Annotated in this window: 20 protein-coding genes; 4 read left to right on the forward strand and 16 right to left on the reverse strand. The window is 53.7% G+C overall.

Translation table 11 applies throughout. From position 1 onward, the window contains the following. Positions 1-91: 91 nt before the first annotated feature. The 12 genes from nuoL to lrhA all read right to left on the reverse strand — a co-directional run bounded on the left by nuoL (position 92) and on the right by lrhA (position 13,714). Positions 92-1,939 (reverse strand): NADH-quinone oxidoreductase subunit L, encoded by a 1,848-nt coding sequence (gene nuoL / locus ACX9GT_RS16500; protein WP_473187788.1) that lies wholly within the window; start codon positions 1,937-1,939, stop codon positions 92-94. Continuing rightward, complete coding sequence (gene nuoK / locus ACX9GT_RS16505) at positions 1,936-2,238, reverse strand: NADH-quinone oxidoreductase subunit NuoK (protein ID WP_459402028.1); 303 nt, start codon at positions 2,236-2,238, stop codon at positions 1,936-1,938. Before nuoK ends, nuoL begins: the two co-directional genes overlap by 4 nt. Beyond that, positions 2,235-2,792, reverse strand: coding sequence for an NADH-quinone oxidoreductase subunit J (gene nuoJ, locus ACX9GT_RS16510; protein WP_473187789.1), 558 nt, complete (start codon positions 2,790-2,792; stop codon positions 2,235-2,237). The genes nuoK and nuoJ overlap by 4 nt, the downstream gene beginning before the upstream one ends. An 8-nt stretch (positions 2,793-2,800) precedes the next feature. After that, complete coding sequence (gene nuoI, locus ACX9GT_RS16515) at positions 2,801-3,343, reverse strand: NADH-quinone oxidoreductase subunit NuoI (protein WP_473187790.1); 543 nt, start codon at positions 3,341-3,343, stop codon at positions 2,801-2,803. A 14-nt stretch (positions 3,344-3,357) separates the two neighbouring features. Further along, positions 3,358-4,335, reverse strand: coding sequence for an NADH-quinone oxidoreductase subunit NuoH (gene nuoH, locus ACX9GT_RS16520; protein WP_473187791.1), 978 nt, complete (start codon positions 4,333-4,335; stop codon positions 3,358-3,360). Beyond that, the gene (nuoG, locus tag ACX9GT_RS16525; RefSeq protein ID WP_473187792.1) at positions 4,332-7,067 is read right to left on the reverse strand and encodes an NADH-quinone oxidoreductase subunit NuoG; all 2,736 of its coding nucleotides are present in this window, start codon (positions 7,065-7,067) and stop codon (positions 4,332-4,334) included. Before nuoG ends, nuoH begins: the two co-directional genes overlap by 4 nt. A 97-nt stretch (positions 7,068-7,164) precedes the next feature. Further along, positions 7,165-8,517 (reverse strand): NADH-quinone oxidoreductase subunit NuoF, encoded by a 1,353-nt coding sequence (gene nuoF, locus ACX9GT_RS16530; protein ID WP_473187793.1) that lies wholly within the window; start codon positions 8,515-8,517, stop codon positions 7,165-7,167. Then, positions 8,514-9,047 carry an NADH-quinone oxidoreductase subunit NuoE gene (gene nuoE / locus ACX9GT_RS16535; RefSeq protein WP_459402022.1) on the reverse strand — a complete coding sequence of 178 codons (534 nt, stop codon included), beginning with the start codon at positions 9,045-9,047 and terminating at the stop codon, positions 8,514-8,516. Before nuoE ends, nuoF begins: the two co-directional genes overlap by 4 nt. Before the next feature lie 2 nt (positions 9,048-9,049). Then, positions 9,050-10,846: an NADH-quinone oxidoreductase subunit C/D gene (gene nuoC, locus ACX9GT_RS16540; protein WP_473187794.1), complete on the reverse strand. Its 1,797-nt coding sequence runs from the start codon at positions 10,844-10,846 to the stop codon at positions 9,050-9,052. Positions 10,847-10,941: 95 nt separating this feature from the next. After that, positions 10,942-11,616, reverse strand: a complete 675-nt coding sequence (locus ACX9GT_RS16545; RefSeq protein WP_380672640.1) for a NuoB/complex I 20 kDa subunit family protein — start codon at positions 11,614-11,616, stop codon at positions 10,942-10,944. A gap of 15 nt (positions 11,617-11,631) precedes the next feature. Continuing rightward, positions 11,632-12,072: an NADH-quinone oxidoreductase subunit A gene (locus tag ACX9GT_RS16550; RefSeq protein WP_473187795.1), complete on the reverse strand. Its 441-nt coding sequence runs from the start codon at positions 12,070-12,072 to the stop codon at positions 11,632-11,634. 706 nt (positions 12,073-12,778) lie between these two features. Further along, complete coding sequence (gene lrhA / locus ACX9GT_RS16555) at positions 12,779-13,714, reverse strand: transcriptional regulator LrhA (RefSeq protein WP_473187796.1); 936 nt, start codon at positions 13,712-13,714, stop codon at positions 12,779-12,781. An 852-nt stretch (positions 13,715-14,566) separates the two neighbouring features. Between lrhA and ACX9GT_RS16560 the strand changes: the two genes are divergently transcribed. Together ACX9GT_RS16560 and yfbR are read left to right on the forward strand one after the other, a co-directional pair. Then, positions 14,567-15,781 carry a pyridoxal phosphate-dependent aminotransferase gene (locus tag ACX9GT_RS16560; protein ID WP_473187797.1) on the forward strand — a complete coding sequence of 405 codons (1,215 nt, stop codon included), beginning with the start codon at positions 14,567-14,569 and terminating at the stop codon, positions 15,779-15,781. A gap of 112 nt (positions 15,782-15,893) precedes the next feature. After that, a complete protein-coding gene (yfbR, locus tag ACX9GT_RS16565) occupies positions 15,894-16,493 on the forward strand; it encodes a 5'-deoxynucleotidase (RefSeq protein WP_473187798.1) in 600 nt (199 codons plus the stop codon). A gap of 27 nt (positions 16,494-16,520) precedes the next feature. Here yfbR and ACX9GT_RS16570 read toward each other — a convergent pair whose 3' ends face one another. From ACX9GT_RS16570 to yfbV, 4 genes are all read right to left on the reverse strand, one after another. Beyond that, positions 16,521-18,356, reverse strand: coding sequence for an SLC13 family permease (locus ACX9GT_RS16570; RefSeq protein WP_473187799.1), 1,836 nt, complete (start codon positions 18,354-18,356; stop codon positions 16,521-16,523). A 95-nt stretch (positions 18,357-18,451) separates the two neighbouring features. Next, the gene (locus tag ACX9GT_RS16575) at positions 18,452-19,108 is read right to left on the reverse strand and encodes a sugar phosphatase (protein WP_473187800.1); all 657 of its coding nucleotides are present in this window, start codon (positions 19,106-19,108) and stop codon (positions 18,452-18,454) included. A 43-nt stretch (positions 19,109-19,151) separates the two neighbouring features. Further along, the gene (locus ACX9GT_RS16580) at positions 19,152-19,646 is read right to left on the reverse strand and encodes a YfbU family protein (RefSeq protein WP_473187801.1); all 495 of its coding nucleotides are present in this window, start codon (positions 19,644-19,646) and stop codon (positions 19,152-19,154) included. Between the two features lie 161 nt (positions 19,647-19,807). Beyond that, on the reverse strand, positions 19,808-20,263 hold the full coding sequence (gene yfbV / locus ACX9GT_RS16585) for a terminus macrodomain insulation protein YfbV (RefSeq protein WP_473187802.1): 456 nt from the start codon (positions 20,261-20,263) through the stop codon (positions 19,808-19,810). Positions 20,264-20,616: 353 nt separating this feature from the next. Here yfbV and ackA point away from each other — a divergent pair, with 353 nt between their 5' ends. Together ackA and pta are read left to right on the forward strand one after the other, a co-directional pair. Next, a complete protein-coding gene (gene ackA / locus ACX9GT_RS16590; RefSeq protein WP_473187803.1) occupies positions 20,617-21,819 on the forward strand; it encodes an acetate kinase in 1,203 nt (400 codons plus the stop codon). A gap of 101 nt (positions 21,820-21,920) precedes the next feature. Continuing rightward, positions 21,921-24,080: a phosphate acetyltransferase gene (gene pta, locus ACX9GT_RS16595; RefSeq protein ID WP_473187804.1), complete on the forward strand. Its 2,160-nt coding sequence runs from the start codon at positions 21,921-21,923 to the stop codon at positions 24,078-24,080. Positions 24,081-24,092: the final 12 nt, after the last annotated feature.

Here is a 24,092-nt window from a genome sequence, read left to right on the forward strand (position 1 = left end):
GGCGTTATTGGCCACAGCTTGAAATCCACAGGGTATAAAACATTGTACATAGCACAGAGCACTATGCCCGATAAATGCTTTAAATTATTGGTTAAACCAAAATCAACAGCGCCAATACGACCACTGCACCCACACCCATCGACGCAATATACCAGCGTATCTGACCGTTCTCGCTCACCGTCAGGCCACGGTTCCCCCAGCGGGAGAAGATTGCCGGCAGGTTCATCAGCGAGTTCAGCGGATCGCTTTGCAGCAGCCGGGCTACGCCCAGATACGGCTTGACGAACACTTTGTCATACAGCCAGTCAAAGCCCCAAGCATGGAACCACCAGGTCGAGAAGAAACGGCCCGGAGCGCTTTTCGCGATACTGCTCACCAGGCTGCGTTTACCCAACCACAGCGCAGCGGCCAGCAGGATACCGACGATAGCCACCACGCCAGAAGCGATTTCCAGTTGCAGTACGCTGCCATGCGCCATTTCGGTGGTTTCTGGCAGCACGCCCTGCAACGGTGGCACGATCATCGCACCAACGAAGGTGGACAACACCATCAGCACCAACAGCGGCAGGTGGTGCGTGATGCCTTTGCCTGCATGGGCTTTGATTTTCTCTTCGCCGTGGAACACGATGAAAATCATACGGAAGGTGTACAGCGAGGTCATGAACGCCCCGATCAGACCGGCAATCATCAGGTTGATGTGGCCGTTCGCCATTGCTCCCGCCAGGATCTCATCCTTACTGAAGAAGCCTGCGGTAACGATCGGCAATGCCGACAGCGCCGCACCACCCACCAGGAAGCACAGGTACACCAGCGGAATGCTCTTGCGCAGGCCGCCCATTTTGAAAATATTCTGCTCGTGGTGGCAGGCCAGGATCACCGAACCAGAGGCCAGGAACAGCAGCGCTTTGAAGAACGCGTGGGTCATCAGGTGGAAGATCGCCGCATCCCACGCCTGCACGCCCAACGCCAGGAACATGTAGCCAATCTGGCTCATGGTGGAATAAGCGAGTACGCGTTTGATATCGGTCTGTACCAGCGCGGCAAAACCCGCCAGCAGCAAGGTTACCGCCCCGACGATGCCCACCAGATGCAACACTTCCGGTGCCATCAGGAACAGACCGTGCATACGGGCGATCAGGTAGACACCGGCGGTGACCATGGTTGCCGCGTGGATCAGTGCAGATACCGGCGTTGGGCCAGCCATCGCATCTGCCAGCCAGGTTTGCAATGGCAGCTGTGCCGATTTACCGACTGCCCCCCCCAGTAACATCAGGGTTGCCCAGGTGATGGCGGTATCGCCGATCGCCAGTTTCTGCGGTGCCAGCACCATCAGTTCACGAATATTCAGCGTACCCAGTTCGCGATACAGAATGAACAGTGCAAAGGCCAGGAACACGTCACCAACGCGGGTCACGATGAAGGCTTTCATTGCCGCCGCACCGTTGGCCGGATCTTTATAGTAGAAGCCGATCAACAGGTAGCTGCACAGGCCCACCCCTTCCCAACCCAAGTACAGCAGCAACAGGTTATCTGCCAGCACCAAGATCACCATGCTGGCGATAAACAGGTTGGTATAGGCGAAGAAGCGTGAATAGCCTTCTTCACCGCGCATGTACCAGGAAGCGAACATGTGGATCAGGAAGCCGACGCCGGTGACCACAGACAGCATGGTCAGCGATAAACCGTCCAGAACCAGAGTCACACCGACGTTAAAATCACCGACGGCCATCCAGTTCCACAGGCTTTGCTCGTACAGCTGCACGCCGGTGGCTTTCTGGCCAAGGAAATCGATCGCAACGTATACCGTGACCAATGCCGCTAAACCAATAGAACCCACGCCGACGGTAGCCGCCGTGTTTTCAGACCAGCGGCCACGGGAAAATGCCAACAGCAGGAACCCGATCAGCGGTAGCAGAATAGTTAAATATAATAGGTTCATCCGCGCATCTCACTGACAGTATCAATATTCAGGGTATGACGACGACGGTAGAGCTGTAGCAGCAACGCCAGGCCGATGCTGGCCTCCGCCGCTGCCAGGCTGATCGCCAGGATATACATTATCTGCCCGTCCGGCTGGGCCCAGTAACTGCCTGCCACGATAAACGCCAACGCTGCGGCGTTGATCATCACTTCCAGGCTGATCAGCATAAACAGCAGGTTACGACGGATCAGCAACCCGGTCAGCCCCAGGACGAACAGAATCGCCGCCAGAATCAAACCATGTTGGAGAGGGATCATGCTTGCTCCTCCGATTTTCTTTTCGCCATTTCACTTGCCGGGGCATTGCTCAGCACCTCACCCGGTTTGTGCTCACGGCCAACGTGGAAGGCAACAACCAGACCTGCCAACAGCAGCATTGAAGCCAACTCAACAGCCAGAACGTAAGGACCAAACAGGCTGATCCCAACCGCTTTAGCATCCACCATCTCACCGCTGATGCCCTGATCGTCCAAGCTGCGGATCGCAATAACCAGCACCACCAGCAAAACCAGTGACAACAGGCCAGGACCGATCCACACCGATGGCTTCAACCACTCACGTTCCTGCTGCTGCACCGCACCACCGAGGTTCAGCATCATCACCACGAACACGAACAGCACCATGATGGCCCCGGCGTAAACGATGATTTCCAGCGCACCGGCAAAGTAGGCACCCAGTGAGAAAAAGACTGCCGAGATCGCCAGTAATGAAACGATCAGATACAGCAGCGCATGTACAGGATTGGTATGCGAAATCACGCGAATTGTCGCGACAATCGCAATCAAACCTGCCAGATAAAAGGCAATTTCCATGCTTGCTCCTACGGCAACAGACCTTTGACGTCGATCGGCTTGGCTTCATTTTCGGCTTCGCCTTTGGCTTTGCCGTCAATTGCCATACCGGCCATCCGGTAGAAGTTATATTCCGGATATTTACCCGGCCCCGAGATCAACAGATCCTCTTTTTCGTACACTAAATCCTGGCGTTTGAACTCACCCATTTCGAAATCCGGCGTGAGCTGGATAGCCGTGGTGGGGCAAGCTTCTTCGCACAGGCCGCAGAAGATGCAGCGTGAGAAGTTGACGCGGAAAAACTCTGGATACCAGCGGCCATCTTCCCGCTCGGCTTTTTGCAGCGAAATACAGCCGACCGGGCAAGCCACCGCACACAGGTTACAGGCCACGCAACGCTCTTCGCCGTCCGGATCGCGCGTCAGCACGATGCGGCCACGATAGCGCGGCGGCAGGTAGACCGGCTCTTCTGGATACATTTGGGTTTCGCGCTTGGCGAAGGCATGCAGGCCAATCATCCAAAGGCTGCGCACCTGGGTGCCGAAACCAACCAATAACTCTTTCAATGTCATGGTTTATTCACCCCTTATTGAGCGTTGTACAAAATGACCGCGGCAGTTGCCAGCAGGTTCAGCAGCGTCAACGGCAGGCAAACTTTCCAGCCAAATGACATCATCTGGTCATAACGCGGACGCGGCAGCGACGCACGGATCAGAATGAACATCACCATGAAGAAGGCCGTTTTCAGTGCGAACCAGATAAATGGCGGCAGGAACGGACCCTGCCAACCGCCGAAGAACAACGTCACAATCAGGGCAGACACGGTAACAATACCGATGTATTCCCCCACAAAGAACAGACCGAATTTCATACCGGAATATTCAATGTGATAACCGTCTGCCAGTTCCTGTTCGGCTTCCGGTTGGTCAAACGGATGGCGGTGGCACACCGCAACCCCGGCAATGGCGAAGGTCAGGAAACCAAAGAATTGCGGAATGACGTTCCAGACGTGAGCCTGTGACTCGACGATCGCCTGCATATTGAACGAACCGGCTTGCGCCACCACGCCCATCAGTGACAAACCGAGGAACACTTCATAGCTCAGGGTCTGCGCAGAAGCACGCATGGCACCCAACAGCGAGTATTTGTTGTTGCTCGACCAGCCAGCAAACAGCACGGCGTACACCGCCAGGCCAGCCATCATCAGGAAGAACAGGATGCCGATGTTGAGATCGGACACCACCCAGCTAGGGCTGACCGGGACGATAGCAAAAGCCAGCAATAGAGAAGTAAAGGCGATCATCGGTGCCAAGGTAAAGATCATTCTGTCAGCGAAGGTCGGCACCCAGTCTTCTTTAAAGAACATTTTGATCATGTCGGCGACCAACTGAAGCGAACCGCCCCAGCCGACACGGTTTGGCCCGTAACGGTTCTGGAACAGCCCCAGCAGACGGCGCTCGCCGAAGCTCATGAAGGCTCCACAGGTGACAACCACCAGCAGGATCGCCACCGCTTTCAGAATGGCGATCAGGATGTCGATCACCTCAGGCGTAAACCAGCTCATTGTGCTGCCTCCCGCAGATTTTCAACCGTTGCGCCCACCAACACCGGCGGGATCCCTGGCAAGCCGAGCGGCAAACCAACCTGGCCCTGGGTCAGGGTTTCACTCAGGCGCACCGGCAAACGCAGCGTTTGACCAGCACAGCTAAACTCCAGCCAGGCACCAGCATTCACACCAAGCTGGGCGGCATCGGCACTGTTAACCATCACATAAGCCTGCGGCATTCGCTGCTGAATCACATCAGCACGCTGTGACATTTCATCACTGCCAAACAGGTGGTAATACGGCGCAACACGCCAGCCTTCGGCTTTAAATGCCGCCGGGATCGAGGTGAAGTAACTGAGGCTCCCCTCCCCCGCTTCGATCAGACGGATACCCGGATCGCCATGGCGCAGCTTGCCGCCTACTTCGGCCTGGAACTTGTTCCAAGCCTGCGGCGAGTTCCAACCGGGTGCCCAGGCGAATGGGATTTGCTGACGATCGGCCAACGGGCTGTTGTTCCCTTCCATCGAGAAGGCGAACATGGTGTCTTTATCCTGCGGCTGACGCGGTTCATGCACGCTGATATCAGCACGCATCGCGGTACGGCCGCTGTAACGGTGCGGCGAGCGCGCCAGTTTCTGCCCACGAATACGGAAGGTGGCGTCTGGCGCGGCTTCGACAATCCCTTGCAGTTGCGGTAACGCGGCCACGCAGGCTTCGATCACGTCGTCCAACTGCGTCCAGTCAACCTGGCGGCTGGCGTAGGTAGAATGCAGCGAGTGCATCCAACGCCAGCTTTCCAGCATCACGCTGTGGATATTCTTCTTGGCATCATCGTAATAAGCCGGGTCATACACCTGGAAGAAACGCTGTGCGCGGCCTTCCTGGTTGACCAACGTACCGTCGCTCTCGGCAAAACTGGCCGCAGACAGGATCAGGTTGGCTTTGTCCATGATGGCGGTGCGCTGATGATCGGCAACGATCAGGTTATTAACCTTGGCCAGTGCCGCATCCACCTTCTCTGCCGGAGCATGACGGTAGAGATCGTTCTCCATCACGATCGCGGTATCGGCTGCGCCGCTTTCCAGTTGTGACAGTGCTTCATCCAGAGAACCACCGCCGATCATCGCCAACCCCATGCTATTGGCAGCGGCGGCCACGAAGGTGATACCGACGTTGGCACCACGGCCTTTCAGCGCTTTAGCGATGTTGGCTGCCGCTTCGATAATGGCATCACTGCCCGCATTGCTGCCGGTAATGATCAACGGCTTCTGCGCACCGGCCAACGCCTGCACGATCACATCAATTTTCTTGTTAAGGCCTGCGGCCAGATCGGTCACTGCCGGTGCGGACTCATCCAGCGCATGGGCAATAGCGAAGCCTAAACGCGCTTGCTCATCAACCGGTGCACGGTAGTTCCAGGCAGCAATATCATCCAGACGGGTGTCATCGACGTTGGTCACAAACAACGGATGCTTAGCATGCTGACCAATGTTCTGCACCGCAGCGATCTGCCAGTCGGCAACGCGCTGCGCCGCCGCCATGGCGCGGGCTTTACCTTTCACCGCCTGACGCACCGACAGCGCGATACGCGCGCCGGTCTGGGTCAGATCTTCACCCAGCACCAACACCGCGTCGTAGTTTTCGATTTCACGCAGATTAGGCGTCGTCACGCCGCTGTTTTTCAGCACGTTGAGCATCAGGTTCAGGCGCTGTTGTTCGGCCTGATTGATGCCGGTATAGAAGTTTTCCGCCCCCACCAGTTCACGCAAAGCGAAGTTGCTTTCCAGACTGGCACGCGGTGAGCCGATACCGATGGTTTTCTTCGCCTGACGCAGAATATCTGCTGCGCCCTGCATCGCCTGTTCGGCGTTCAGGGTGATCCAGTCGTTGCCACGCAGTTGTTGCGGCTGGCGCGGACGATCCTTCAGATTGACATAGCCATAACCAAAACGACCACGATCACACAGGAAATAGTGGTTCACGCTGCCGTTGTAACGGTTTTCGATGCGGCGCAGTTCGCCGTAACGTTCACCAGGGCTGGTGTTACAACCGATGCTGCATTGTTGGCAGATGCTCGGGGCAAACTGCATGTCCCATTTACGGTTGTAGCGTTCGGAGTGCGTTTTGTCGGTGAATACGCCGGTCGGGCACACTTCTACCAGGTTGCCGGAAAACTCGCTTTCCAGCGTGCCACTTTCTGGTCGGCCAAAGTAGATGTTGTCGTGCGCGCCGTAGACACCCAAATCGGTGCCGTCGGCATAATCTTTGTAGTAACGCACACAGCGGTAACAGGCGATGCAGCGGTTCATCTCATGAGAGATAAACGGCCCCAGATCCTGGTTGTTGTGGGTACGCTTGGTGAAGCGGTATCTACGGAAGCTGTGGCCGGTCATTACTGTCATATCCTGCAAGTGACAGTTACCGCCCTCTTCACATACCGGACAATCGTGCGGATGGTTGGTCATCAACCATTCAACCACGCTTTCACGGAACTGCTTGGCTTCAGCATCATCAATGGAAATGAAAGTTCCATCGGATGCCGGTGTCATACAAGACATCACCAAACGGCCACGCGTATCGTCCGCGTTTTGGTATTGCTTTACCGCACATTGGCGGCAAGCGCCGACGCTTCCCAGCGCCGGATGCCAGCAAAAGTAAGGAATATCGAGCCCGAGGGAGAGACACGCCTGTAACAGGTTGTCGGCTCCATCTACGTCGTATTCTTTGCCGTCTACATGAATCGTAGCCATAGTCAGCATGCTTCCAAGTGGCCTGCTTTATGGCAGGCGTTAATCAAAAATTCTGGCCGTTTTCGGAGCACGCTTACCGCACCCCAACAAAGCTGGCTTACCAGCGCTGTTTCAACAAGTTGTTTGGCTGAATGCCGCCAATCGCCTGGAGGTTGCCTAAATACTGAGGGGCAATACCGGCTTCAAACTCGTCACGGAAATATTTAATCGCGCTTTGCAGTGGCTCTACGGCACCTGGCGCATGGGCGCAGAAGGTTTTACCTGGGCCGAGGGAGCGGCACAGTTGCTCAAGGGTTTCAATATCCCCCGGCTGACCTTGGCCATTCTCCAACGCTCGCAGGATCTTAACGCTCCACGGCAAGCCGTCGCGGCACGGCGTACACCAGCCACAAGATTCACGGGCAAAAAACTCTTCCAGGTTACGCACCAGGGAAACCATGCCGATTTCGTGGTCCACCGCCATCGCCAACGCCGTACCCAAGCGGCTACCGGCTTTGCCGATATGCTCAAAGTCCATCGGCAGATCCAGATGATCGGCGGTCAAGAAGTCGGTCCCGGCACCGCCCGGCTGCCAGGCTTTGAATTTCAGGCCATCGCGCATACCACCCGCGTAGTCTTCCAGAATTTCACGCGCGGTGGTGCCAAACGGCAGCTCCCACACGCCTGGGTTTTTCACCCGGCCGGAGAAGCCCATCAGTTTGGTACCGGCATCGTTACTCTTACCGGCAGAGATCCCTTGATACCAGTCAACGCCGTGCTCAAGAATAGCGGGCACGTTACACAGGGTTTCGACGTTGTTTACGCAGGTCGGTTTGCCCCACACACCGGCAGAAGCCGGGAACGGTGGCTTGGAACGCGGGTTAGCGCGGCGGCCTTCCAGCGAGTTAATCAGTGCGGTTTCTTCACCACAGATATAACGGCCAGCACCGGTGTGGACGATCAGCTCAAAATCGAAGCCGCTGCCCAGGATATTTTTACCCAACAGGCCCGCTTCGGTTGCCTCGGCAATCGCGCGGCGCAGATGCACGGCCGCTTCGATATATTCGCCACGCAGGAAGATGTAACCGCGATAGGCTTTCAGCGCGAATGCCGAGATCAGCATGCCTTCCACCAGCAGGTGCGGCAGTTGTTCCATCAGCAAACGGTCTTTGTAAGTGCCTGGCTCCATTTCATCGGCGTTACACAGCAGGTAACGGATGTTCATGGATTCGTCTTTCGGCATCAGGCTCCACTTCAAACCGGTGGAGAAACCTGCGCCGCCACGGCCTTTCAGCCCGGCGTCTTTTACCAGATTGACGATCTCGTCAGGTGCCAAGCCTTTCAGGGCTTTTTCAGCGCCCACGTAACCGTTTTTGCTACGGTATTCATCCAGCCAGACCGGCTGTTCGTCATCGCGCAACCGCCAGGTGAGCGGGTGCATTTCGGCAGTACGTTTGATATCTATCATCATTTATACCGCTCCAGCAATTCGACCGCATTTTCCGGCGTCAGATGAGCGTGAGTATCCTCATCGATCATCATACTCGGGCCTTTGTCGCAGTTACCCAGGCAGCAGGTCGGCAGCAGCGTAAAGCGGCCATCGAAGGTGGTTTGACCCGGCTTGATATTGAGTTTGTTCTCCAGTGCCGCCTGAATGCCCTGATAACCGTTGATGTGACACACTACGCTGTCACAGTAACGGATGATGTGGCGCCCGACTGGCTGGCGGAAAATCTGGCTGTAGAACGTGGCTACGCCTTCTACGTCGCTGGCAGGGATGCCCAGCACTTCAGCAATGGCATAAATCGCCCCATCGGGAACCCAACCGCGCTGCTTCTGCACAATTTTCAGTGCTTCGATAGAGGCTGCACGAGGATCCTCGTAATGGTGCTTTTCGTGCTCGATCGCATCACGCTCTTGCGCACTCAGCACAAATGCATCAGCACCATTTTGGGGAGCAGCTGCATTAATCGGCTCAAGTGCATCGTTATGATCATGCATAGTTAGCGGTCCACATCTGACATTACAAAATCGATACTACCCAGATAGACGATCAGGTCAGAGACCAGGCTGCCACGGATTACCGCAGGGATTTGCTGCAAGTGAGCAAAGCTTGGCGTACGTACCCGGGTGCGATAGCTCATGGTGCTGCCGTCGCTGGTCAGGTAGTAGCTGTTGATCCCTTTCGTGGCTTCAATCATCTGGAATGATTCATTGGCTGGCATCACCGGGCCCCAGGAAACCTGTAGGAAGTGGGTGATCAGCGTTTCAATATGCTGCAACGTGCGCTCTTTCGGCGGCGGCGTGGTCAGCGGGTGATCGGCCTTGAACGGGCCTTCCGGCATATTGTTCAGGCATTGCTCAAGGATTCGCAGGCTCTGACGCAGCTCTTCCACTTTCAGCATCACGCGGGTGTAGCAGTCGCTGTTGCCGTCGCCGACCGGCACTTCGAAATCAAAATTTTCATAACCGGAATAAGGACGCCATTTACGCACGTCAAACTCAACACCGGTCGCGCGCAGGCCCGCGCCGGTCACACCCCAATCCAGCGCCTCTTTCGCGTTGTAAGAAGCAACACCGACAGAACGGCCTTTCAGAATGCTGTTTTTCAGCGCGGCTTTGACGTAAGAATCAAGACGCTTCGGCATCCAATCGAGGAAATCACGCAGCAGGCGATCCCAGCCGCGCGGCAGATCGTGCGCGACACCGCCAATACGGAACCAGGCCGGGTGCATACGGAAACCGGTAATCGCTTCCACCAGATCGTACACTTTCTGACGATCGGTAAAGGCGAAAAACACCGGGGTCATCGCGCCCACGTCCTGGATAAAGGTACTGATATACAGCAGGTGGCTATTGATGCGGAACAGTTCAGAGAGCATCACGCGGATGGTGTTGACACGATCCGGCACCACGATCCCAGCCAGCTTTTCAACCGCCAGTACGTAAGGCATTTCGTTCACGCAGCCACCGAGATACTCGATGCGGTCAGTGTACGGAATGTAGCTGTGCCAAGATTGGCGTTCGCCCATCTTCTCGGCACCGCGGTGGTGATAACCCACGTCTGGCACGCAGTCGACGATCTCTTCGCCGTCCAACTGCAAAATAATACGGAATGCGCCGTGTGAAGAGGGGTGGTTGGGGCCGAGGTTAAGGAACATGAAGTCCTCGTTCTCGGTGCCACGTTTCATGCCCCAATCTTCCGGCTTGAACTTCAGCGACTCCATCTCCAGGTCTTCTTTCTGTTTGGTCAAGACAAACGGATCGAATTCGGTGGCGCGCGCCGGATAGTCTTTACGCAGTGGGTGGCCTTCCCAGTTCTGCGGCATCATGATGCGCGTCAAGTGCGGGTGGCCGTCGAAGGTAATACCGAACATTTCCCAGGTTTCGCGCTCATACCAGTTGGCATTCGGGAACACTTTGGTCGCTGTGGGCACGTGCAGGTCTTTTTCAGACAGCGCCACTTTCAGCATGATGTCACGGTTACGTTCGATCGAAATCAGATGATAGAAAACGGAGAAATCTGCAGCAGGCAGACCCTGGCGGTGAGTACGAAGACGCTCGTCAACACCATGCAGATCGAACAGCATCACATAAGGCTTTGGCTGTTTTTTCAGGAATGTCATGACTTCCAGTAACTGACCAGGCTTAACCCATACCACGGGCATTCCGGTACGGGTGGGCTGAACAGTAAAGGCTTCCGGCCCAAAACGGTTGCGCAGTTCGCCAATCACCGGATCGTCAAGATGGTCACGGGTGTGCCAAGCAGGCTGGGCGTCGGGCGTCGTTAAATCTGTCATAATTTTTTCACCACATTAAATGGTCATTTTTACCGCAAGCTTAACTACTCTTTGTTACCACACATATGCAGCGAGATTAGCGCTTATCAGCGAGCTTAAATCTCGTCAGGCGATCGCAGGTTGGTCACCGCAATACGCTCGGCGTGCTTACGCTCTTTTTCAGACTGCATATTGGCGCGGTAAACGCCCTGATCGCCAACGACCCACGACAGCGGGCGGCGTTCTTTGCCAATGGACTCCTGCAGCAGCAATAACGCCTGCATGTAGGCTTCCGGGCGTGGTGGACAGCCTGGGATATACACATCAACCGGCAGGAATTTATCGACGCCCTGCACCACGGAATAGATATCATACATACCGCCGGAGTTGGCACAGGCCCCCATCGAGATCACCCATTTCGGCTCCAGCATCTGTTCATACAGGCGCTGAATAACCGGGGCCATCTTGGTGAAACAGGTACCGGCAACCACCATGAAATCCGCCTGGCGAGGAGAAGCACGCAACACTTCCGCACCAAAACGCGCCACGTCATGCACGGCGGTAAACGAGGTCACCATTTCCACATAACAGCACGAAAGGCCGAAGTTGTACGGCCAGAGAGAGTTTTTACGCCCCCAGTTCACCATGTCATGCAAAGCATGTTCGAGTTTACCCATGTAAACCGTCCGGTGAACCTGCTGCTCAAGGGGATCGCCAACGATCTCCTGTTTTTGCAGGGGATAACGGTCATTCTCACCGTTCGGGTCTATGCGGGTGAGCGTATAGTCCATCTTAATGCCTCGCTGTTACTGCGGATGACTGTTGCTAGCGTTTTTGATTGTGCTTGGCTTGCTCAGGCGCTTGGAACGCACCGGAGTCCAATCCAATGCGCCGATACGCACCAGATAAACCAAACCAGCCAATAACACCAAAATGAAAATGGCGGCTTCGATAAAGCCTACCCAACCGCTCTCACGAATGGAGACCGACCAGGCATACAGATACAGGGCTTCAACATCGAAAATAACGAAGAACATGGCGACCAGATAGAACTTGGCGGAAAGACGCATGCGCGCCGAACCTACCGAGTCGATCCCAGACTCATAAGGGGTGTTTTTAGCGCGCGCCTGGGCTCTCCCGCCCAAGAAGAACGCACCCAGCAGCATGAAGCCGCAAAGCCCGATTGCCATGACAAGAAATACAGCGAGCGCCCAGTGATGAGCGATAACTTCAGTGGTTGTTGACATACTCTATGCTTACTCATCAAAAGTGGCGTCGATCGTTCTGCTCTTGTTACTGGCAGTTAGTGCACCACATCGATTTAAGGGAAGGATAAATAACCACACAAACACACTGCTTTTACAGAGAGTTAGGCAGTATTTTTACTGTGGGCTTTTTACTCCTTTCTATAACCTTTTGTCAACTTCGACAAAAGAATCTACACATTAGTTTACATATGCGCCATTTGATTAACATATGATGCGCTAGCTTAGGCTAAATCGTGTCAGTTAATTGCCGTGTAGAAACAGATAGATATAAACCAACATGTATATTTCAGTTTTACTATACCATTCTCTCAGGATTTCCCTGTTGTTCCACTCACTACCTAGGGGTATTTTTTTGATCCAAGACACGTTTCAGACAGAAAACTTTAAAAAAAGTGTGGCACTTTAACAATTTTTATCAATTACAGCTAAAAAATGACCGCACTAAAGTATCAAAACGCCCCCATGAACTCCAGAATTTTACCCCTTGTTATTTCTGTATAAAAAACAGACAAAACGGATTTTTTGCTATCCAGACCCAATCTGCCCCCCCAAGGATAGTGGAAGAAATAACGCTTTCGCTTAATAAATAGGGAAAACTGGATATAAATCGTTACTTCACCGATTCCCAGGTAAAAAAAACCTCCGCCAAAGCAGAGGTTTTCGCATAAAACAACCCGCTTAATGGTTACTCTTCTTCACCATCAGCTAGGCAGGAGTCATCTACCACAACAGGCTCCCCGCTGAAATGATAAGTCTCGTTACCATTTTGCACTGCGCTGAAAATCGCCATTGCCAGCTCATTTTCACACTTCATATCTTTGCACAATGCGTATTGGGTATCAGGAAGATGCGGTAAACCTTCCGTCGCCCCCAGCACCCGCAGATCCGGGCTCATCATCTCGATAGGCCGTGCGGTAATCCCCAAGCCAGCTTTACACGCCGCCCGCACTGCAGATAGCGTTGACGCCACATAGGCAATACGCCAAGGAATACCGGCAGCATCCAGTTGTTTGATCGCCATTGCGCGGAATGGGCTGGGTTCATCCAGCACCACCAGCGGAATGGGTTCCCCTGCCTGGAAATAGTAGTCCGCCGCGCAATACCACAGCGTAGGTGACGTGCGCAGGACAATATGAGGATGCCCTTCCGTATCCACCGTGGTAATAGCCAAATCCACCTCACCGTTTTTCAGCATGTCAATCATGAACGGGCTACGTTTCACCCGTACATCAATGGCCAGCTTGGGATAGACCGACGTCACTCGATTAAGCAGGAAAGGGAGGATGGTATCCGCAGTATCATCAGAAGCGCCGATCGTCAGGGTTCCTTTGATATTGTTATACATCAATGAGGTACAGGCTTCATCGTTAAAACGCAGGATTTTCCTGGCATAACTGAGAAGCTGAATACCGTGTTCCGTTAATAATTTATTGCGCCCATGGCGAGCAAATAACTCTTTGCCAACCAATTGCTCTAACCGCTGCATTTGTTGACTGACTGCTGACTGAGTACGACAAACGGCGACGGCAGCCGCCGCAAAAGTATTCAAATCAGCAACAGCAACAAAGGTTCTTAGCAGATCGAGGTCGAGATTAAGTATCGGACGATTTGCATTTATCATAGTGTTTTCTTCACTTTTTAAATTCTAATTTACAAACTACCCTGGTGTATTTCTAAGGCACTGCTAAAAAGGGCAAGCGCCAGACATGACAGTACCCCACTCATTAGAGGAGGGCAAAAAAATTACTTATATTTCGTTATCTCTATCGCTTTTTATCCACGATCTATCGCAATAGCTTATTGATACAAGGCAAAGTTACGACGAAAAGTACTTAGGCACAGAATAATTGACGGTTCACTGTATCCAAACCATCGCCTTTCCACACCGATCTTGCAGAGCTAGACGGGCCAGACTGCATGATCCTATTGCTACTTTTCGTTCAATAGATGACCTTCTTCTTGTGTATCATTGGGTTCATTTATTCACGAATTTAATCAATTCAATCAGTAAGGTTTTTTATTATTAAATTACATACAATTTTACTTAAAAAATCCTTAAGCTAATTACTGAAATTCCTCTAATACAATTTTAGTTTACTAAGAAGTGTCGTATTACTAACCACTGCCAACCATAAGATAATTCTCTCATTATCATTTTTTTACAATTTTAGCCGTATTCTACGTCTTCTTATGAACGCGTAGCGTACGCACCAAGAGAGACATGTGGCCGATAACCTTTACCCAAAGACACTTTTATTTAAACAAAAAACCGAAAAATAGCCATTTTATAGAATTTAATTCTAACAAATGAGTTATAACAGACGCATCATCGCTTAAATCACCAATTTAGCCGATCGTTTGCACCAAAGGCGCGCACAACCCTTCAAAATCGGCAGCGCCAGGAGTACATTGGGCAGGTTGCGGTGTTCCACGGTAGGATCATCCCCCATCCCAGCAAAAGGCTCAACTTTCTATGTCCCCCATTGAGAAATCCAGCAAACTGGACAACGTCTGCTATGACATTCGTGGCCCGGTGCTCAAAGAAGCTAAACGTCTTGAAGAAGAAGGCAACAAAGTCCTCAAATTGAACATCGGTAACCCTGCGCCGTTCGGTTTTGATGCCCCTGATGAAATTCTAGTCGATGTGATCCGTAATCTCCCTACGGCACAGGGCTATTGCGACTCCAAAGGGCTCTTCTCGGCGCGTAAGGCGATCATGCAGCACTATCAGGCACGTAACATGCGTGATGTGACCGTTGAGGATATCTACATTGGTAATGGTGTTTCTGAGCTGATCGTGCAATCCATGCAGGCGCTGCTTAATATTGGCGACGAAATGCTGGTGCCAGCTCCCGACTATCCGTTGTGGACGGCGGCGGTTTCGCTCTCCAGCGGCAAAGCGGTGCATTATATCTGCGACGAAGAATCCGGCTGGTTCCCGGATCTGGATGATATCCGCAGCAAAATCACCCCGCGCACCCGCGGTATTGTGATCATCAACCCCAACAACCCAACCGGTGCGGTCTACAGCAAAGAGCTGCTGGAGCAGATCGTCGAGATCGCCCGTCAGCACGACCTGATCATCTTTGCCGATGAAATTTACGACAAAATCCTTTACGACGATGCCGTGCATCACTCCATTGCCGCACTGGCACCGGATCTGCTGACGGTCACCTTTAACGGTTTATCCAAAACCTATCGCGTGGCCGGTTTCCGCCAAGGCTGGATGGTGCTTAACGGGCCGAAGAAACACGCCAAAGGCTATATCGAAGGGTTGGAAATGCTGGCATCGATGCGCCTTTGTGCCAACGTGCCAATGCAACATGCGATCCAGACTGCGCTCGGCGGTTATCAGAGCATCAGCGAATTTATTCAACCCGGCGGGCGCCTGTATGAACAGCGCAACCGCACCTGGGAATTGCTGAATGATATTCCAGGCGTTTCCTGCGTGAAGCCCCAGGGCGCGCTGTATATGTTCCCGCGTATTGATGCCAAGCGCTTTAATATCCGCGACGACCAGAAAATGGTGCTGGATCTGCTGTTGCAGGAAAAAGTCCTGTTGGTTCAAGGCAGCGCATTCAACTGGCCCTACCCTGACCATGTACGTATCGTAACTTTGCCACGCGTCGATGAGCTGGAAATGGCCGTGGGTAAACTGGGCCGTTTCCTCGAAACCTACCATCAATAATTGTTATGGGCGCAGTGTGCTGGCTGCGCCCATACAGCACGACTGGGTTTGCATAACCCGCCGCCACTGCTCACAATAACCGCCTCACTTGCCGTTGTATAAAGAGAGCACCATGAGCCAGAGCCATTTCTTTGCCCACCTTTCCCGTTTGAAACTGATTAGTCGCTGGCCGCTGATGCGCAACGTGCGTACCGAAAACGTTTCCGAGCACAGCCTGCAAGTCGCGTTTGTCGCCCATGCGCTGGCAGTGATCAAGAATCGCAAATTTAACGGTAACCTGAATGCCGAGCGTGTTGCGCTGTTGGCGATGTATCACGACGCCAGCGAAGTGTTGACCGGAGATATGCCCACACCGATCAAGTATTACAATCCGCAGATCGCCCATGAATACAAAAAAATCGAGAAAATCGCGCAACAAAAACTGCTGGAGATGATTCCAAAAGAACTACAGAACGATTTCCGTTCGATTCTTGATGAGCACTATTACACCGAGGATGAGAAATTACTGGTAAAACAGGCTGACGCCCTGTGTGCCTACCTGAAATGCCTGGAAGAGCTGTCTGCCGGAAATAACGAATTTACGTTGGCTAAAGCACGCTTGGAAAAAACACTGCAACTGCGTCAAAGCCCGGAAATGGATTATTTTATGCAGGTGTTTATCCCGAGCTTTAGCCTGTCGCTGGATGAGATCAGTAGTGATTCTCCATTGTAATCATCATCATAGGCCTGAGGCCCGGGCCTAAAACGCATACAGCCACGGCACCACCACCACGCTGACGATCATCACCAACACCGTGAACGGCACGCCGATGCGCACAAAATCGCCAAACTTGTAATTCCCTGGCCCTAATACCAGGGTATTCACCGGTGATGACACCGGCGTCATAAAAGCCGCCGAAGCCGCAATGGCAATAATCATGGCGAACGGATAAGGCGAAACTCCCATCTTATGCGCCGCCGCAATGGCGATAGGTGCCATCAATACCGCCGTGGCGGTATTGGAGATAAACAGCCCGATGGAGGCACAAAGTACAAACAGGCACACCAGCATGACACGCGGGCCTGCCTCACCGGCGATATCCATCAGCCCTTGCACGATCAAATCCACACCGCCGGTTTTCTGCAATGCCTGGGCAAAGGGCATCATGCCGACGATCAAAATAATACTGGGCCAATGGATCGCTTTATAAGCGCTTTCCATATTAATACAGCGGAAACGCCCCATCAGCAGGCAGGCAATTAATGCGGCGATGGGATTCGGGATCTCATCGGTCAGCATCATCGCTACCATCAGTGCCAGGCAGAACAATGCATGCGGTGCCTGAGTGATGGCTGGCGCCACCTCATCCACTTCCGCGGGCAGATTCAGCACGATAAAGTCACGCGTTTTGGCCTGTAACTGGCGGATCGCTTTCCAGTCACCGATCACCAGCAGGATATCCCCCAGCGTCAGCGGTTCATCGACCAGCTTACCTTCCAGCGTTTTGCCGTTGCGGCGAATACCGACCACGTTCAGATCGTAACGGCTGCGGAAAGCTGCATCGCGCACGCATTTCCCCAGTAAGGCTGAATCGGGAATGAGCGACACTTCTGCCATCCCCACGTTGCGCGCTTGTTCAGAGAAATACTCACCGCGCAGGATCATCGGCTCCAATAGCTGTTCGCTGCAAAACTGGCGTAGATCGATGTCGCAATCCGACATATCAATCAACAGCACGTCCCCTTCTCGCAGTTCCGTGCTACCGAAAGCGCTGATCATCACACGCCGAAAACGTTTCCAACGCTCGATGCCGATGACGTTGGCACTGTAGCGAGCACGCAGATGCACTTCATCCAGAGAGCGGCCAATCAGCGGTGAACCACTGCGCACCGCTAAACGACGCGCTCGCCCGGTCAATTTATAGTCCCGGATCAGATCGCGAAACGTGCGGCGCTGCCAGGTAACCTTGGTGTTTTTCGCACCGCCGCTGTTGCCCAGCCAACGGCGGGCGATCAGCATGTAACCCACCCCCATCAACAACACGATCAGGCCGATTGGCGTCACGCCGAAAAAGCTGAAACCGGCAAGCCCCTCGCGTACCAATTCGCTGTTAACCACCATATTTGGCGGCGTGGCCACCAGCGTCATCATGCCGCTGATAAGCCCGGCAAAGCTCAACGGCATCATCAACCGCCCCGGTGAGATTTTCATCCGCACCGCCACGCTGAGGACTACCGGGATGAAGATCGCCACGACACCGGTGGAGCTCATAAATGCACCCAGCCCGGCCACGGTAAACATCAACAGCGCCAGCATTTTAGTTTCACTGCTGCCCGCCACTTTCACCAACCAGTCGCCGACCTGATAAGCCACGCCGGTGCGCACCAGACCTTCACCAATCACAAACAGAGCAGCGATCAAAATCACGTTAGGATCGCTAAAACCCGCCGTCGCCTCTTGCAGAGTCAGGGTGCCGCTCAGCACAAACGCGATGATCACCAGCAAAGCCACCACGTCCATGCGCAGCTTGTTGGTAGTAAACAGCACAATGGCTATCAACAATAAAATCAAAACCCAAAGCAATTCGCTGTTCAAAACGGCCTCATCCTACAGTGATCCAGGTCTTAAAAATTAGCATAAAAAAACCCCACAGATGCGGGGTCTAATCAATTTGAGGTAAAAAATACAGATTAAGCAATAAGTTCGATGCTTGCACCCTGCGGTGCCTTCTCAACCTTAATCTGAGTCAGCGAAGAGAGTCTCAGATCCACCTGGTCAAGCTTCGGTGCTTCTGCCGGTACGTTAACCGCAATCACCTGGCACCCTGCCGCCAAGCCGGACAGGATCCCGGCAGGCGCATCCTCTACCACCACGCAGACCTGCGGAGCCAGGCCCAAACGTTCGGCCCCCAGCAGATAAGCATCCGGCTGCGGTTTGCCCTGCTTCACCAGTTCTGCGGTGATAAACACTTCCGGCTGCGGCAAACCGCCGGCCTTACGCCGTGCGCTGGCGACCGGGATCGAACCCGAAGTGACTATCGCCCAGGGAATACCCAGTGCATTGAGCCGCTCCAACAGTGCCACAGCACCGGGCAGTGCGCTGACGCCATCGGTATCCTGCGCCTCCCTCTGCTCCAGCAAATCAAACTCATGCTGGATCGCCGCTTCTGTCGCCCCTGGCATAAAATGGCGCAGCGAGGTAATTGCCTGTTTACCGTGAATAAACGCCAACACCTCCTGTGGGCTGATACCGTGGCGCTCAGCCCAGTGAGTCCAGGCGCGTTCCACTGCGGGCAATGAATCCACTAACGTTCCATCAAGGTCGAACAAAAAACCCTTACATTCCACAGAAAACCTCTTTTATCTCCGTTATCTTTCACACTGCAAATCATCAGGCATTAATGATTTGCGCAATCTCAACGGCGCTCAAATGGTATTGACGTGGGCATGACAGCCAGATTGCCAACATACGCTGATACTTTTCCCACATTTTGGTTTGGGCATTAAAGCCGTGGCTGCCGGAGTCGAAATGAGTATACCGCCCTTCGGTGCTGACCAGGAAACGCACATAGCTCAGGTAACGCGCTTCGGTTGCCGCATCAAAGCCGAGGAAGGCCAAACGGCGAGCGTCAAGCCCTTGCCGATCTTTGAGATTTTCCCAGGACACCTGCAACGCATGGTGCATTTCCATAATGTTGATGATGGTACGGCATACTTCCTCGCTCATCTCACCAAAGTCACGATCAAGCTCACGCATCTGCAAGCCGAAACCACGTTCGATAATGGTCTGCAAACGGCGATAACGATCCGCATTGTCCGGATCGAGCAGCGTCATCATTTTATACTGATTCGACAGGATCAAACGCTGGGCATTAGTCATTTCCATTTCATATTCCTCAGTTCTGCAAATTGGCGAGAGCATCGCATGACTTCGTTATGGCGTGGAACCACAACTCGCACCTTCTTTGATTTGAACCGGGGTTATCGCGGGAGAGAGAGTTTATCCCCACCGGGCTTCAAAAGCCCGGTAGCGTGAAAATAGAGGGATCAGAGATCGTCGAGGAAGGTTTTATCCAGTTGCTTGAAGGCACGTTTCAGCACATCCGCCAACGCTTGATAGGTGGGAGTTCCTTCAATCGGGGCCAACGTCTGCCCGGCCTCTGCCAGTTTATTACGTACCTCATGAAACCACTGTAATAAGGTGGGAGGCAGCGGAGTGATCGAACGGCGCCCCAACCACCACAGACCCTGCATCGGCATGCTGCAAGCAAACAGCGCTGTCGCAATGGCCGGGCCGAGTTGGCCGCCAAGGGCAATTTGCCAGGCCAGGGTAAAGATCGCCAGCGGCGGCATAAAGCGAATGGCAAAGCGGGTGGCACGCGCAATGCGATTCTCTGGGAACACCGGTGCCAGCCGTTTTTCTGCTGGCCAGGTTTTCATGTAATGCTGCCCACGCTGGAATATCTGGAACCAACTCACGGAACCGGATGGCTTGCTCGTCATTGCTTACCTCAACTTCACGTATAAAAAATGAAATATTTCCACAAACACACCAACAAAAAAGTTGAAGCTTTAAATTTATTTTGTGTTTGCGACGGGCTATCGGTATCCTAAGCCGGCCTTTTGGCCGGTAGAAGATGACACCAAGTCTGTCAACTTTTCGCCCATTTAAAAGCAAGATTACTTAAACCGCGGAGAAATCATCGGTTTTTTTATCATCATGTGTTTTCTGTCATTGACATGATGCTAATCATAAATGTCAACGCCATTATGCGCTACGCTTGATGTCTGTTTGACAATTTATTCACCACGTGTTCTGGGTTCACTAACAACACGAACTATAAGTAGGTACTTCCATGTCGAGTAAGCTAGTACTGGTTCTTAACTGCGGCAGTTCTTCCCTGAAATTCGCTATCATTGATGCAGCCAACGGTGAAGAATATCTTTCTGGTCTTGCCGAATGCTTCCACCTTCCAGAAGCCCGCATCAAATGGAAAATGGACGGCGGTAAACAAGAAGCAGCACTGGGTGCTGGTGCAGCACACAGCGAAGCGCTGAACTTCATTGTTAATACTATTCTGGCACAAAAACCAGAGCTTTCTGCACAGTTGACCGCTATCGGCCACCGTATCGTGCACGGCGGCGAGAAGTTCACTGCTTCTGCCGTGATCAACGACGAAGTCCTGCAGGGTATCAAAGATTCAGTACCCTTTGCACCACTGCATAACCCAGCTCACCTGATCGGTATCGCTGAAGCATTGAAATCTTTCCCGAATCTGGCCGATAAAAACGTAGCCGTGTTCGATACTGCATTCCACCAGACCATGCCGGAAGAGTCCTACCTGTACGCCCTGCCGTACAGCCTGTACCGTGACCACGGCGTCCGTCGCTATGGCGCGCACGGCACCAGCCACTTCTACGTGACGCAAGAAGCAGCGAAGATGCTGAACAAGCCGGTTGACGAAGTGAACGTTATTACCTGTCACCTGGGTAACGGCGGTTCCGTCAGCGCAGTACGCAACGGTAAATGTGTTGATACTTCTATGGGCCTGACCCCGTTGGAAGGCCTGGTCATGGGTACCCGTAGCGGTGACATCGATCCGGCCATCATTTTCCATCTGCATGACTCTATGGGCATGAGCGTTGACCAGATCAACAAAATGCTGACCAAAGAATCCGGCCTGCTGGGCCTGACCGAAGTCACCAGCGACTGCCGCTACGTTGAAGACAACTACGCCACCAAAGCCGACGCCAAACGTGCCATGGACGTGTTCTGCCATCGTCTGGCCAAATACATCGGCGCCTACAGCGCGCTGATGGATGGCCGCCTGGATGCGGTGATCTTCACCGGTGGCATCGGCGAAAACGCCGCCATGGTGCGTGAGTTGACTCTGGATAAACTGGGCCTGCTGGGCTTTGAGATCGACCATGAACGCAACCTGGTCGCCCGCTTCGGCAAATCCGGCAACATCACTAAAGATGGCAGCCGCCTGGCGCTGGTGATCCCAACCAACGAAGAGTTGGTTATCGCGCAGGACGCAGCCCGCCTGACCGCTTAATGCTCCCAACACCGTCAGCCCAGGCTGGCGGTGTTGTTTCAGAGCCAAGATGTGCCTGCGCGTTTACCGCAGACTGAAAAAACCGTGAAGAGGACTATTCTGTGTCACGTACAATTATGTTGATCCCCACCGGCACCAGCGTTGGTTTGACCAGCGTCAGCTTGGGTGTCATTCGCTCCATGGAGCAAAAAGGCGTTCGTTTGAGCGTGTTCAAACCGATCGCCCAACCGCGTACCGGCGGTGATACCCTCGATCAAACCACCACCATCATTCGCAGCAACTCCACCATCCCGACCGCCGAACCGTTGCGCATGAGCTACGTGGAGGGCCTGCTGAGCTCCAACCAGCAAGACGTGCTGATGGAAGAGATCGTGGCGCGTTACCACGAAAACACCAAAGACGCGGAAGTGGTGCTGATCGAAGGTTTGGTGCCAACCCGCAAGCACCAGTTTGCCAGTGCGCTGAACTTTGAAATTGCCAAAACTCTGAACGCAGAAATCGTCTTCGTTCTGGCGCTGGGCAACGATTCCCCGGCACAGTTGAAAGAGCGCATCGAGCTGGCTCGCAGCAGCTTCGGCGGCAGCAAAAACAAGAACATTACCGGCGTGATCATCAATAAATTGAATGCTCCGGTTGACGATCAGGGCCGTACCCGCCCGGATCTGTCGGAAATCTTTGATGACTCCACCAAGGCCAGCGTGGCCAACGTTGATCCTGCACACCTGTTTACCAACAGCCCGCTGCCGGTCCTGGGTTGTATACCCTGGAGCTTCGATCTGATCGCCACCCGTGCCATTGATATGGCCCGCCACCTGAAAGCGCGCGTGATCAACGAAGGCGATATCATGACCCGCCGGGTGAAATCCGTGACCTTCTGCGCACGCAGTATTCCGCATATGCTGGAACACTTCCGCCCAGGTTCGCTGCTGGTGACCTCCGCCGATCGTCCTGATGTGCTGGTTTCTGCCTGCCTGGCGGCGATGAACGGTGTAGAAATTGGTGCCCTGCTGCTGACCGGCGGTTACGAAATTGATGGCTCTATCAAGAAACTCTGTGAACGCGCCTTCCAAACCGGCCTGCCGGTATTTATGGTCGACACTAACACCTGGCAGACCTCACTGAGCCTACAGAGCTTCAACCTTGAAGTGCCCTCAGACGACCATCAGCGTATCGAGCAGGTGCAGAACTACGTGGCCAGCCACATCAACACCGAGTGGATCGACTCACTGACCGCCACCTCCGAACGTTCACGCCGTCTATCACCACCGGCATTCCGTTACGAGCTGACCGAACTGGCACGTCTAGCGGGCAAGCGCATTGTGTTGCCGGAAGGGGATGAGCCACGCACCGTGAAAGCGGCGGCAATCTGTGCCGAACGTGGCATCGCAGAATGCGTGTTGCTGGGCAACCCAGATGAGATCAAACGCGTAGCGGCTGCGCAAGGCGTTGAGCTGGGCAAAGGTATTGAGATCGTCGATCCGGTTGCCGTCCGTGAAAAATACGTGCCGCGCCTGGTTGAATTGCGTAAGAGCAAGGGCATGACCGAAGTGGTGGCCCGTGAACAACTGGAAGACAACGTGGTGCTCGGCACCCTGATGCTGGAAAAAGGCGAAGTTGATGGCCTGGTCTCCGGTGCGGTTCACACGACTGCCAACACCATCCGCCCACCGTTGCAGTTGATCAAAACCGCACCGGGCAGTTCGCTGGTCTCTTCCGTGTTCTTCATGCTGTTGCCGGACCAGGTTCTGGTCTACGGTGACTGTGCAATCAACCCGGATCCCACCGCTGAGCAACTGGCTGAAATTGCTATCCAGTCTGCCGACTCCGCAGCGGCCTTCGGTATCGAACCGCGTGTGGCGATGATCTCTTACTCCACCGGTGATTCCGGTGCAGGCAGCGACGTGGAGAAAGTGCGTGAAGCCACCCGCCTGGCGCAGGAAAAGCGCCCAGATCTGATCATCGATGGCCCACTGCAATACGATGCAGCAATCATGGCTGACGTTGCCAAGTCCAAAGCGCCTAACTCGCCAGTGGCGGGTAAAGCCACCGTGTTCATCTTCCCGGATCTGAACACTGGTAACACCACCTATAAAGCGGTACAGCGTTCCGCCGATCTGGTGTCTATCGGGCCAATGCTGCAAGGGATGCGCAAGCCGGTAAACGACCTGTCACGTGGCGCACTGGTGGATGATATCGTCTACACCGTGGCGCTGACGGCAATTCAGTCTGCCCAGGCGGATGCTCTGGCAGAACAAGCCTGATGGCAAGCCCCC

Source organism: Serratia sp. YWN4 (assembly GCF_055790845.1).